Origin of the sequence: Erwinia sp. QL-Z3, assembly GCF_004551645.1 — a bacterium.
In the GTDB taxonomy this organism is placed as follows: Bacteria; Pseudomonadota; Gammaproteobacteria; order Enterobacterales; family Enterobacteriaceae; genus Erwinia; species Erwinia billingiae.
On sequence record NZ_CP037950.1, the window covers coordinates 3275433 to 3289159 of the forward strand.

At 55.5% G+C, this 13727-nt stretch carries 8 protein-coding genes; 2 read left to right on the forward strand and 6 right to left on the reverse strand.

Annotated features, from left to right (window positions below; genetic code table 11):
- Nucleotides 1–33: 33 nt before the first annotated feature.
- From E2F51_RS15935 to E2F51_RS15950, 4 genes are all read right to left on the reverse strand, one after another.
- Nucleotides 34–2151 (reverse strand): TonB-dependent siderophore receptor, encoded by a 2118-nt coding sequence (locus E2F51_RS15935; RefSeq protein ID WP_134823910.1) that lies wholly within the window; start codon nucleotides 2149–2151, stop codon nucleotides 34–36.
- A 226-nt stretch (nucleotides 2152–2377) separates the two neighbouring features.
- Nucleotides 2378–3655, reverse strand: a complete 1278-nt coding sequence (locus tag E2F51_RS15940; protein ID WP_053145462.1) for an MFS transporter — start codon at nucleotides 3653–3655, stop codon at nucleotides 2378–2380.
- Between the two features lie 119 nt (nucleotides 3656–3774).
- Nucleotides 3775–5442, reverse strand: a complete 1668-nt coding sequence (treA, locus tag E2F51_RS15945; protein ID WP_134823911.1) for an alpha,alpha-trehalase TreA — start codon at nucleotides 5440–5442, stop codon at nucleotides 3775–3777.
- 183 nt (nucleotides 5443–5625) lie between these two features.
- Nucleotides 5626–6639 carry a LacI family DNA-binding transcriptional regulator gene (locus E2F51_RS15950; RefSeq protein WP_134823912.1) on the reverse strand — a complete coding sequence of 338 codons (1014 nt, stop codon included), beginning with the start codon at nucleotides 6637–6639 and terminating at the stop codon, nucleotides 5626–5628.
- A 260-nt stretch (nucleotides 6640–6899) separates the two neighbouring features.
- Here E2F51_RS15950 and ascF point away from each other — a divergent pair, with 260 nt between their 5' ends.
- Together ascF and E2F51_RS15960 are read left to right on the forward strand one after the other, a co-directional pair.
- Nucleotides 6900–8360: a PTS cellobiose/arbutin/salicin transporter subunit IIBC gene (gene ascF, locus E2F51_RS15955; protein WP_134823913.1), complete on the forward strand. Its 1461-nt coding sequence runs from the start codon at nucleotides 6900–6902 to the stop codon at nucleotides 8358–8360.
- Nucleotides 8361–8374: 14 nt separating this feature from the next.
- Entirely contained in the window at nucleotides 8375–9805 is a 1431-nt protein-coding gene (locus E2F51_RS15960; RefSeq protein WP_134823914.1) for a 6-phospho-beta-glucosidase, read from the forward strand.
- Between the two features lie 57 nt (nucleotides 9806–9862).
- Here the strand turns inward: E2F51_RS15960 and fumA are convergent, their stop codons facing one another.
- Nucleotides 9863–11509 carry a class I fumarate hydratase FumA gene (fumA, locus tag E2F51_RS15965; protein ID WP_134823915.1) on the reverse strand — a complete coding sequence of 549 codons (1647 nt, stop codon included), beginning with the start codon at nucleotides 11507–11509 and terminating at the stop codon, nucleotides 9863–9865.
- Between the two features lie 165 nt (nucleotides 11510–11674).
- Complete coding sequence (locus tag E2F51_RS15970; protein WP_134823916.1) at nucleotides 11675–13186, reverse strand: anion permease; 1512 nt, start codon at nucleotides 13184–13186, stop codon at nucleotides 11675–11677.
- Between the last annotated feature and the right edge of the window lie 541 nt (nucleotides 13187–13727).

The following is a 13727-nucleotide window of genomic DNA, read 5'->3' on the forward strand; positions in this document are numbered from 1 at the left end:
CGATATCGTCTCCCTTTTTTTATGGATGGCGGATTAGAAATCGTAGCCGACGGTCGCCACCACGGTGCGCTCTGCGCCCCAGTAGCAGTAACCGGTACCGTAACAGGCCGAGACATAATCACGGTCAGTCACGTTATTGGCATTAACCTGCACAAACGCGCCTTTCAGGCTGCTGTTCCAGGCGCCAAGATCGGCACGCACAGAAGCATCAAACAGCGTGGTGGAGGGCAGACGGGTGGTGTTTTCGTTATCCGCCCACTGCTTGCCGATGTAACGCACACCGGCACCGACGCTGATACCCCAATCCAGCTGGTATTTCGCCCAGGCCGAGGCCATGGAGTTTGGCGTAACGTACGGCGTGTGGCCGTCGTTGCCATCCACAGAATCCTTAAAGCGCACGTGGTTCATGGTGTAGTTAGCAATGGTGCTCAGACGAGGCGTGATCTGGTTATGTGCTTCCAGTTCAAACCCTTGTGAATGCACCTTACCGGCAGGCTCATAATAGGAACCGACCACAACGCGGTTACCCACGTCTTTCTGCGTCAGATCGTACACCGCAACCGAGTAGAGATCGGACGTGCCGTTCGGCTGGTATTTCACCCCGGCTTCATACTGCTCGGAGGTGGTTGGCTTCAGCAGATTGCCATCTTCACCGGACAGTGACTGCGGCGTAATGGCCTGGCTATAGCTGGCGTATGGCGAAATGCCATTGTCGAACGCATATAACAGGGCGGCACGGCCACTGACGTGATCGTCCTGACGACGGTTTTTGGTGCTGGTGGAGTAATCATCCGTTTCCGACACGATGCGGTCATAACGGCCAGAGAGGTCGAGATGCCATTTCTGCCAGGTCATTTCATCCTGCAGATAGACGCCGGTCTGGTAATAACGACGCTGCGAATCGGTAAAGTCATAGCTCAGACGATCGCCGATGGCCTGGCCGGTTAGCGCATTCAGCTGATTTGCTGATCCACTGGCATCGCTCAGATCGTTCTTGTACTGGTGATATTCCCCGCCGAGCACCACTTTGTGATCCACTTCGCCAGTGGCGAAATCGGCTTCCAGCTGGTTATCAATGGCGTACGCATCCAGCGAGGAGCGTGAACCGGAGTAGTAGCGGTTCAGCAGATTCGGGTTATCGGCGTCCCAGCCAATCTGATAAACCTGATCGAGGTCGACGTTGGAGTGGGAATAGCTGGCGTTAGAACGGAACGCCCAGGTGTCATTAAAGCGGTGAGCGAATTCGTAGCTGTAAATCTGCTCGTTACGCTTGAACTGATCCAGTGAGCTGTCGCCGTCGTAGAAACCGTTGCTCAGCTTGCGGCCGTTATGTTCGGTAATGCTGCCATCGCCCGGCACGGCACTGTGATAGCCGCCTGACGGGTCTTTCTGCAGATAGGCACGCAGCAACAGCGAGGTATCTTCATCCGGCTGCCACAGCACGGAAGGGGAGATGGCGTATTTTTCTTCACGGGTGTGATCGTACTGGGTGTCGCTGTTACGGGTGATACCGGTCAGACGAAACGCCCACTGATCGTTGATCGCATTGGTGTAATCAAAGGCGGCGCTGTTGGTGGAATTGGTGCCGGTAGAGGCACGGAAGTGGCCTTCAGGCGTGAACTGTGGACGCTTGGAGGTTTCCATCACCAGTCCACCCGGCACGGTCTGACCATACAGGGCAGAAGACGGGCCTTTGATCACATCGATACGGTCCAGGAACCAGGGATCGACCTGCAGGACGTTATAGCTGCCCGGATCGCTCATCAGACGCAGGCCATCGAGGAAGATGTTATCAACATCCCCACCGTGGAAGCCGCGCAGAGAAACGGTGTCATAACGGGTTGCGGCACCGGCGAAGTTAGTAAAGGCACCGGCGGTATAGTTCAGCGCCTGGTTAACGTCCATCGCGCCCTGGTCTTCCATCTGCTGACGGGTAACCACGGAAACGGACTGGGCAGTGGTGATCAGCGGACGATCTGTTTTGGTTGCGCCTTTGCTGGTTTTAGCCGTGTAACCCTCTGTTGGCGTGGTCGCCGTTTCTGCGGGTTGCGCGGTAACGACCAGCGTCTCGGCCGCAAAGGTGAAAGCAGGTGTAGCCAGAGCGATGGAGCAAAGCAAAGCAGAACGCTTTAAAGAAAAAGCCATTCTCATTGTCAATTCCCTTACAAAATGCGAAGAAAGGTCCGCCGACGCTGTTACAGTGAAAGACGCGTCGTGACGGTAATGTAAAGATATATGATAATCTCAATGAGAATTATTATCTTTCCGTAACATACTTTCAAGCATTGAATTTGCTTATCTATTCACTTGCAAAAATAAGGGAATTATATCGCCGGCAGGAGAGGCCAGCGGAGCGCGCCGCTGGCTTGGGGTGAGTCTAAGGCTTGAGGTCGTGCAGATGATCGTCGCGGTTTAGCGTCAGCAGCGCCAGCGCACTGATTGCCCCGGTGATCATCACATACCACGCTGGGATATAGATATTTCCGGTTTGTTTGATCAGTCCGGTGATAATCAGCCCGGCACAGCCGGAGAAAACGGCGTTAGAAAGTGAATAGGCCAGGCCCAGGCCGGTATAGCGAATGCGGGTAGGAAACATCTCGGCCAGCATCGCCGGACCGGGACCGGCAATCATCCCCACTACCGCACCGGCTATCAGAACGGCTAATCCTTTCAGCCAGAGCGCGGCGTCCGGTTGCTGCAACAGGGCCAGCAGTGGATAGCTAAACAGGACCACCACCAGCATCGCCAGCAGCATAATACTGCGCCTTCCATAGCGATCGCTGAGCCTTCCCGCCGGTAAAATGGTTAACGCAAAACCGACGTTGCCCAATACGGTTGCCAGCAACGCCTGCTGAAAACTGGCATGCAGCGCGGTCTGCAACCACGAGGGCATCACCACCAGGAAGGTGTAGCCCGCGGCCGACCAGCCCATCATTCTGCCGATGCCCAGTACGATGGCTTTCACAACTGAAGACAGCGGTGCGGGTTCAAGCTTCTGCGCTTTGGCAAAGGTGGGCGGCTCTTCCAGCTGTGACCGCAGCCACAGCGCCACCAGCCCCATCGGTAACGCCAGCAGGAAGGGGATTCGCCATCCCCAGCCTTTCAGCTGTTCAGGCGTGAGCAGCGCCGACAGCAAGGCCACCAGACCGGCACCCGCCAGTAACCCCAGCGCGACGGTGAAGGATTGCCACGCGCCGTAGCGTCCGCGTTTTCCCGCCGGGGCGAATTCGGTCATCAGCGCCACCGCACCACCAAATTCCCCGCCGGCGAACAGCCCTTGCAGCATCCGCAGCAGGGTCAGAAGCAGCGGTGCCGCCACGCCGACGGTGGCATAAGTGGGCATCAGTCCAATCAGAAAGGTCGCCAGCGTCATCAGCAGCAGCACCGCTATCAGCGTCGGCTTGCGGCCGATGCGGTCGCCGATGCGACCAAAAATCATCGCGCCAATCGGCCGACAAAAGAAGGCCAGCGCAAAGGCGGCGTAGGTGAGGATCAGGCTGGTCAGATCGCTCTCACCTTCAAGATGGAAAAAGTTTCCGGCGATAACGGTCGCCAGAAAGCCATACACCGCGAATTCATACCATTCGATAAAGTTGCCAACCGATCCGGCAATTAACATTTTTTTCTCAGGGAAGCGAGAGTCAGTGGTCTGCATAAAGGGAGGTCCTGGTGAGGGGGTTAACGCAGAGTGCCTTTTATAGTCACGGAAGAACAATAGGATAGGGTTATTACCGCGGCTGCCGGTTGGGCAGGCAGCCGCGAGGGTTGCAACGCTTACTGCGTTTTGGTTATGTCACTCACGTTATTACAGGTGCTGTTTTTCGGGCAGTAGAGGTCCATCAGCTTCAGCGTCACGCCGTTGGTCCAGCCGAAACCATCCTGCAACGGATATTCACCGCCGCCACCGCCACCGAGCCCTTTACCTTCCACCACATATTTTTCGACCAGCTTGTGTTCCTTGTCATAGGTGGCCTGCACGTTCTGCAGGAAGCGCATGCCGACATCCTTCGCCAGCGCCTGTTTACCATAATTATTCAGTCCCTGAACCGCCGCCCATTGCAGCGGTGCCCAGCCGTTTGGCGCATCCCACTGCTGACCGTTGTTGACGTTGGTCGTCGCCAGTCCACCTTCTTTCAACAGCTGGGACTTCACCGCGTCAGCAGTGCGGGTGGCGTGCTCTTCCGTTGCCGCCTGCAGATACAGTGGGAACAGGGTGGCCGCCGTCAGCTGAGGACGGATGGTGGCTTTCTGCCAGTCATAATCGGCATAGAAGCCCTGCTTATTGTCCCAAAGGTAGCGGTTGATCGCCGCCTGACGTTTCTTCGCCAGCGCGTCAAATTTCTTCACCGCATCGTCGTTTTTCGCCACTTTATTGGCGCGCGCCAGCGTTTGCTCCAGATGGAACATCAGCGCATTCAAATCGACCGGAACAATCCGCGTGGTATGGATGGTGGAGAGGTCGCCAGGCTTATCAAACCAGCGCGAGCTGAAGTCCCAACCGGAGGCGGCGCCGGCACGCAGATCGCGGTACAGCTCAGCTTTATTGCGGTTGTTGGCCTTCTGCGCGGTGGCGATGTCATCCATATAGGATTCGGTACGCGGTACGTCGCGGGCGTCCCAGTAGCGGTTCAGTAGCGTGCCATCCTTCAGCTTCACCACCCGCTTGCTGGCCTGGCCCGGCTTAACGCTGTCGGCGTCCGCCATCCAGTAGTCGTACTCTTTCTGCAGCTCAGGCAGGTATTTGCTGTAAGCGCTGTCGCCCTGATGCTGGGCCAGTAAATCGACCATCATGCTGAAGAACGGCGGCTGCGAGCGGCTGAGGTAATAGCTGCGGTTACCGTTAGGAATATGGCCGTAGGTATCCAGCTCGTGGGCAAAGTTTTCCACCATATCCTGCACGCGATCCCAGTGGCCGCTCTCGGCGAGGCCGAGCATGGTGAAGTAGCTGTCCCAGTAATAGACCTCGCGGAAGCGGCCGCCAGGCACCACGTACGGTTTCGGCAACGGCAGCAACGAATCCCACTGGCTGGCCTGCTGCGTCGAGCGGGTCAGCACCGGCCAGAGGCCATTAATGTGTTCGCGCAGGCTCTGTCCGGACGGCGGAACATACTTTTCACCGGCAGCCGGCAGGGTGAAATTAGCCTCAACAAAATGGCGTAAATCAAAGTTGCTCTGTTTTTTCTGCATCTGCCAGTCGGCCAGAATCGACGTTGGATTGCTTTTAGGCACGGCATCGGCAAAGGTTTTTTGATCCGGGTAGAGTTTCGCCGCCTGCACCGCATGGAACAACGGCCCCAGCCGGATATCGGGTGGCTGAGGTGCACTACTCAGCAGATGTTGCCCGGCATCATTCTCTGCCGCATAGCCCGTTTGTGTCAGCGCTGCGACCATTAACGGCAGCACCAGAACCGCTTTCCATTGACGCTTCTCAACTCTCTGCATAGGTAGTTCTCCATGTCCAGACGATGGCTGTCTGTAAGTTATTGACCCTGAAACAAACTTTAGACGACTTTCTTTGGTCCTACATCGGCTATGCCGCGAAATGTGAACTGGTCAGGGTTTTGCAGGTATCAAATCAGAAGCGGCATCAGACTATGATGCCGCAGAGTGGAGAGTCAGTGTGGATTACAGAAAAGGTCCGTCAGCGACCGAATCCCGGACGATCATCTCGGAGAAAAAGGTGTTTTGCTTAGCTAAATAGCCGCCATCGAGCATCGAAATGATCTGGCCGATCACTTCGTTGACCATCTCTTTGACCGGATCTTTAACGCTCGACAGGGCAGGGATCAAATAGGCGGCGGTCGGGATGTCATCGAACCCCATTACCGACACCTGGGCAGGTACCGCCATGCCGGCCTGATTGAGTTTTTTCATCGCCCCGATCGCCATTTCATCGTTACTGGCCAGCAGGGCGCTAAAAATGGTTTCGTTTTTCAACAAGGTTTCCACCGCGGCCGCGCCGCTGGCGGGCGACCATTTCCCGCTCACGATCAGCTCGTCGCTGACCGGCAGGGCATGTTCCGCCAACGCCTGCTTATAGCCGGACAGGCGTTCCAGCGCGGTAGGGGAGTCCAGCGAGCCGGTGATAAAGGCAATCTGCCGGTGACCGCGTTCAATCAGATAACGGGTGGCATTAAAGCTGGCGCCTTTATGGTCGCAGGAGATGCAGTGACTCTGGTGCTGGCGCAGTTTACGGTTCACCACCATCAGCGGCTTATTGTCTTTATCGATCAGCCGGTCAAGCGCATCCACCGATAAAAAACGCGGATAGATGATGATCGCGTCACAGCGCAGATCGTGCAGGAAATCAATCGCTTCCAGCTCCTCCTGCGCGCTGTTTTTACCATCCACCAGCAATAGCTGGCGGCCGTTGGCATCGAGCTTTTTGGCCGCCTGCGAGATCAGTTCATTAAAGTAAGGGCCGTTATACAGGGTGTTGGTCACCACCAGGCCAATACACATTGATTTGCTGGTGGCCAGATTGCGTGCCAGCAAATTAGGCCGGTAACCGGCTTCTTCAATGGCCTTGTAGACCTGATCTTTGGTCTGCTGGCTGACGTAGCCTTTACCGGAAAGCACACGCGAAACCGTGGCCTTTGAGACGCCTGCTTTGGCTGCCACTTCCTGCATTGTTGACACAGGCCCCTCCTGGAAGAGTCAAAATGAAGCGTCATTCTACACATTCTGCAGACCACGCGATTAAATACCCGCTAATAACGATCGCTGTCACAAATTCAGATCGCCATTTACCAAATTGATTGAAGTTTAGCCCTGAGTTGAACATTCTCGTGTGAAACCGGTTACCTATTTTTCTCAGCGTTGCAGATTAACGGCCAACAAGAGACCGTGCTCCTGCAGCCTGAACGCCTAACCCTATGAATTCTGGAGAATAGTCCCTGATGGCCAAGAACTTTGCACCTCTGGCGCAGTCGATAGTCGCTGCGCTGGGCGGCGTGGACAATATCGCCGCCGTGACCCACTGCATGACCCGTTTACGCTTCGTGGTTGTTAACGCTGCCCAGGTGGATACGGCGGTGTTGAAGTCACTGTCCGGCGTGATGGGCGTGGTAAGCAACGACACCCAGTGCCAGGTGATCATTGGCAATAACGTCTCTCAGGCTTATGCCGAAGTGCAGAAACTGCTGCCCGCCGACGTCGCGACAAAAGAGACCAGCAGCAGCAACAAGAAATTCTCCTTTAAGCGCATTGGCGCGGGCATTCTCGATGCGCTGATTGGCACCATGTCACCGTTAATCCCGGCGATTATCGGCGGCTCGATGGTCAAGCTGCTGGCGATGATTCTGGAAATGTCCGGTGTCTTTACCAAGGCCGATCCGACGCTGGTGATCCTCAATGTTATCGGCGATGGCGCCTTCTTCTTCCTGCCGGTGATGGTCGCTGCCTCGGCGGCGGTTAAATTCAAAACCAATCTGTCGCTGGCCATCGCTATCGCCGGGGTGCTGGTGCATCCGGCCTTTATCGATTTGATGGCCAAGGCTGCCCAGGGGCAAAAAGTCGAGTTTATTGGCCTGTCGGTGACGGCGGTGAAATACACCTACACGGTGATCCCCGCACTGTGCATGACCTGGCTGCTGTCGTATATCGAACGCTGGGTGGATCGCATCACGCCGGTGGTCACCAAAAACTTCCTTAAGCCGATGCTGATTATGCTGATCGCCGCACCCATCGCCATCGTGCTGATTGGCCCGTTGGGCATCTGGATAGGTACCGGGATCTCTGCCGTGGTTTATACCGTGCACAGCTACCTTGGCTGGCTGTCGGTGGCGATCATGGGCGCCGCCTGGCCGCTGCTGGTGATGACCGGTATGCACCGCGTGTTCACCCCCACCATTATTCAGACCATTGCCGAAACCGGCAAAGAGGGCATGGTAATGCCGTCGGAAATCGGGGCCAACCTGTCGCTGGGCGGATCCTCACTGGCCGTCGCGTGGCGCACCAAAAACCCGGAGCTGCGCCAGACGGCGCTGGCTGCGGCGGCGTCCGCCATTGTGGCCGGCATTTCCGAACCCGCGCTGTACGGCGTGGCCCTGCGCCTTAAGCGCCCGCTGATTGCCTGCCTGATCAGTGGCTTTATCTGCGGCGCCGTAGCCGGAATTGGCGGTCTGGCCAGTCACTCGATGGCCTCGCCAGGCCTGTTCACCAGCGTGCAGTTCTTTGATCCCGCCAATCCAATGAGCATTGTTTGGGTGGTCGGCGTGATGGTGCTGGCGGTGGTGGTCTCATTTGTTACCACCTTACTGCTCGGCTTTGAGGATATTCCGGTCGACGCGCCGCGCACCGCACAGAGTAAGCAGAGTGATGCCGTACCACCGGCGTCCCTTGCCGTAAAAACACCCTGATAGAGAGGAAAGTCATGTCAGCAACACAGTTTCCCGACGGTTTCTTATGGGGCGGCGCATTAGCCGCTAACCAGGCCGAAGGCGCAAGTTTTGAAGGTGGAAAAGGGCTGACGACGGTGGACGTCATCCCGCATGGCACGCATCGTCTGGCGGTCAAAGTCGGATTAGAAAAGCGCGTTGCGCTGCGTGAGGATGAGTTCTATCCCAGCCATCAGGCGATCGATTTTTACCATCGTTACAAAGACGATATCGCACTGATGGCCGAGATGGGCTTCACCGTGTTCAGAACCTCCATCGCCTGGAGCCGCATCTATCCAAACGGTGACGAGCTGGAGCCCAATGAAGCCGGCATCGCCTTCTATCGCGATCTATTTAATGAGTGCAAAAAACACAACATCGAACCGCTGGTGACGCTGTGCCATTTTGACGTACCGATGCATCTGGTCACTGAATACGGCTCATGGCGTAACCGCAAAATGGTGGCGTTCTTCGCCCGTTATGCCCGCACCTGTTTTGAAGCTTTTGACGGGCTGGTGAAATACTGGCTGACCTTCAACGAGATCAACATCCTGCTGGCCAGCCCGTTCTCCGGTGCCGGACTGGTGTTTGAAGAAGGTGAAGACCCGTCTCAGGTGAAGTATCAGGCCGCGCACCACGAGCTGGTGGCCAGCGCGCTGGCGACCAAAATCGCCCATGAAGTCAATGCGGATAACCAGGTGGGCTGCATGCTGGCCGGCGGAAACTTCTACCCACGGACCTGCAAGCCCGAGGACGTCTGGGCCGCGCTGGAGAAAGACCGCGAAAACCTGTTCTTTATTGATGTGCAGGCGCGCGGCGCGTATCCGTCCTATACCCGTCGTTTGTTCGCCGAGAAAGGCATTAGCGTCAAGATGGAAGAGGGTGACGGCGAGCTACTGAAAAATACCGTCGACTTCGTTTCCTTCAGCTATTACGCCTCACGCTGTGCCTCGGCCGATATGAACGAGAACAACAGCAGTGCCGCCAACGTGGTGAAATCGCTGAAAAACCCGCATATTCAGGTCAGCGACTGGGGCTGGGGCATCGATCCGCTCGGACTGCGTATCACCATGAATATGATGTATGACCGTTATCAGAAACCGCTGTTCCTGGTGGAAAACGGCCTCGGGGCCAAAGATGAGATTACCCCTGAGGGCGAGATCGTCGATGACTACCGCATCAGCTATCTGCGCGAGCACATTAAAGCGATGGGCGAAGCCATTGCCGATGGCATTCCGGTGATCGGCTATACCTCATGGGGCTGCATCGATTTGGTGTCGGCGTCCACCGGCGAAATGAGCAAGCGCTATGGCTTTGTCTATGTCGATCGTGACGACCAGGGGCAGGGAACGTTAGCGCGAACCCGCAAGAAATCCTTCTACTGGTATCAGAAAGTGATTGCCAGTAACGGTGCGGATTTGAGTTAGTTCAGGCAAAAAAAAGTGCCCTTGCTCTGGAAAGAGAAGGGCACCGGTCAGGCCAGCTTACTTAACGCATTTCGCGCACTGTTCCTGATGGATCTGCTGGAAGAAATCGTTGCCCTTGTCATCGACAAGAATAAAGGCCGGGAAGTTCTCCACTTCGATTTTCCAGATGGCTTCCATACCCAGTTCCGGGTACTCCACACACTCCAGGCTCTTAATACTCTGCTGCGCCAGCACCGCTGCCGGGCCGCCGATGCTGCCCAGGTAGAAGCCGCCGTGTTTCTGACAGGCATCGGTCACCTGCTGGCTGCGGTTGCCTTTCGCCAGCATAATCAGGCTGCCGCCCGCTTCCTGCAGCTGATCGACATACGAATCCATACGGCCTGCGGTGGTCGGGCCCAATGAACCGGAAGCATGACCTTCAGGCGTTTTGGCCGGACCGGCGTAATACACCGGGTGATCTTTAATGTACTGCGGCAAACCTTCGCCTTTATCCAGACGCTCTTTCAGCTTGGCGTGGGCAATATCACGCGCCACGATAATGGTGCCGCTTAACGACAGGCGGGTTGAGACCGGATGCTGAGAAAGCTGATCGAGGATCTCTTTCATCGGACGGTTCAGGTCGATATGCAGTACGTCGCCTTCGCCCTGCTCGCGCAGTTCCTCAGGGATATATTTGCCTGGGTTATCTTCCAGCTTCTCAATCCAGATGCCTTTACGGTTGATCTTGGCTTTGATATTACGGTCTGCGGAGCAGGAGACGCCCATGCCCACCGGGCAGGACGCGCCATGACGCGGCAGACGCACCACACGGATATCGTGCGCAAAGTACTTACCGCCAAACTGCGCGCCAAGCCCCAGCTGCTGTGCGGCAACCAGTAACTCTTCTTCCAACTGCACATCGCGGAAGGCCTGACCGTGCTCGTTCCCTTCGGTTGGCAGCCCGTCGTAATAGTGGGTGGACGCCAGTTTGACCGTCTTCAGGGTGCTTTCTGCCGAGGTGCCGCCAATGACAAAGGCGATATGGTATGGCGGGCAGGCAGCGGTGCCGAGGGTCAGCATTTTACCGATCAGGTAATCTTTCAGCTTCGCCGGACTCAGCAGGGCTTTGGTTTCCTGATAGAGATAGGTCTTGTTGGCTGAACCGCCGCCTTTGGCGATGCAGAGGAACTTGTATTCATCGCCATCAACGCTGTAGAGGTCGATCTGCGCCGGGAGGTTGGTGCCGGTATTGATTTCTTTATACATATCCAGCGCCACGGTCTGGGAGTAGCGCAGATTGTCTTGAATATAGGTGTTGTAGACGCCCTGAGATAACGCCGCTTCGTCACCGCCGCCGGTCCAGACACGCTGGCCTTTCTTGCCGCTGATGATCGCGGTGCCGGTATCCTGGCAGGTTGGCAGAACGCCTTTCGCGGCGATCTCCGAGTTTCTCAGAAACTGTAACGCCACATAGCGGTCGTTTTGACTGGCTTCCGGGTCGGCCAGCACCGCAGCAACCTGCTGCTGGTGGGCAGGACGCAGCATAAAGGAGGCGTCATGGAAAGCCTGCTGCGCCATCACGGTCAGCGCTTTCGGGTCAACCTTCAACACTTCCTGACCATCGAACTCGGCAACGGAAACGTGATCCGCCGTCAGCAGGTAGTATTCGGTATCGTCAGCGGCGAGCGGGAAGGGATTTTGATAGTAGAAAGGTTTATTCGACATTTTTTTCTCACTTAATGACGCGTTGCTGCGTGAGCAACAGGCAATATCATTGGCGACAGCATCTTATTGGTTTTAGGCTTGCCGGCCCGCTAAGACCGGCAAGGGAAGAGATGATATAACAATTATTCAACATCTGCATGCTTCTGCGGCCTGGGCCGCAGCGGGTCAGAACATCATGACCATCCACGGATAACCAATCAGCATCAGGCCCGCCAGGAAGATGGCCCCGAAGATGGTGCCAAGGCGCCAGTAGTCTTTGGTTGGCAGGTAACCACTGCCGTAGTAAATCGGGCTTGGACCGGTACCGTACGGGGTGATAATCCCCATCACACCCAGTGATGTCACCATCATCAGGCAGTAGACCGGCATATTGATGCCCGGAATGGCGGCGGCGATGGTCAGCATGGCCGGCAGCAGCGCGGTGGTATGCGCAGTGGTACTGGCGAACAGGTAGTGCAGCAGGAAGAAGGCCACCAGCAGCATCACCGCCGCCACCTGTGGGTCAATGCCGGTCAGCAGCTGACCGCCTTCTCTACCTAACCAGCCGATAAAGCCCACGCGTGCCAGACCATCCGCCAGCGCCACCAGGGTGGCAAACCAGGCGAAGGTGTTCCAGGCCGGTTTGTTGCTGGTAATGTCGTTCCAGTTCAGTACGCCGGTCCACAGCATCAGCACCACCACCAGCAGCGCGGCCATGGCCGGTTCAATCCAGGCGGTGGCAAAAATCCACATCAGCAGGGCGCTACAGACAAACACCAGCAGCAGAATTTCGTTGCGTGACAGTTTGCCCAGTTTTTCCAGCTCGCCTTTCGCCCATTTCGGCACTTCGTCATTGATTTTGACTTCCGGCGGGTAGAACCAGTAAGCCAGCAGCGGCATGGTCAGAATCAGCAGTACGCCCAGCGGCAGGAAGGCGAGGAACCAGGTGCCCCAGGAGATTTCAAAACCGACGATGCTTTTCACCAGCGCCAGCGCCAGCAGGTTCGGAGCCAGGGCCGACAGGAACATCGAACTGGTGATACAGGCGGCGGTGATCGCTACCCACATCAGGTAAGAACCGATTTTGCGGGCGCTCGGGTCGTTCGGTTTAGAACCGTACAGCGGCGGCAGGTTGGCAATAATCGGGTAGATGGTGCCGCCGCTGCGCGCGGTGTTGGACGGGGTGAAGGGCGCCAGCAGTAAATCCGCGAAGGTAATGGCGTAACCCAGCGTCAGGCTGCGACGACCGAGATATTTCACCAGAATCAACGCCAGACGACGACCAAACTGGGTCTTGTCATAACCGGCGGCAAACATAAAGGCACCGAAGATCAGCCAGACGGTGGAATTACCGAAGCCGCTCACCGCCCATTTAAATGACTCGGTGGCCATTTTAAATTTCGGGTTGGCCAGTTCGGCCGGGCTGAATAATAGCCACTGGCTAAACAGGGCGATTACCACCACCCCGGTCAGGCCGATTACCGCACCCGGCAGAGGCTCAAAGATCAACCCGACGATGACACCGACGAAGATAGCAAAGAAGTGCCAGGCATAGGGTTCCAACCCGGCAGGCACTGGGGTCAGGAGTAGCAGCACGGCGACCAGCACCGGCAGGAACATCATAATCAGCCGTTTTTTTTGTCCCGCTGGGGCAGGAGGTGCCGCGACGGGTTCACTTAAAGTTGATGTCGTTTTCATAGTATTTGTCTGCAAGTTGTGGAGAATGCGATTTAACGCCCCGGTTTGTCTACAGTCACTTTTTTTAGTTTCTTAATCGTTACTTTAGCTATTTTACCGTGACATTTGAGTTAATTTCACTTCCTTATCTTCCGTCTTCATATTTATATTAATGACAACGTGCGAATATAATGCGATTTACCCGTGACGCTAATTTTGATCTGGATCAATAAAATATTCTCGCCACCCTTAAATTAATATAAAAATGTAATTAATTTAATAAAACCCTGTTTTCTGTATAAAGTCGGTCACATCTTCGCTATCGCCTTGAACTTAAAGACAGTAGATTCAATTTCCTGAAAAATCCACTACGATTTTATGTGTCTGATTTTTATGGTTTTATTTGGTATGTTAATGAAGGGTTGATTTTTTACTACTAATGATTAACAATTGAAGTTGGTATTTGAAGCATGGCCATCAATTAACCGACTTCAGTTCGTTTAAAAGTTTTATAACTAAAATTAACGGTTATATAAGAAAAGAAATTGTTATATTAACTGCA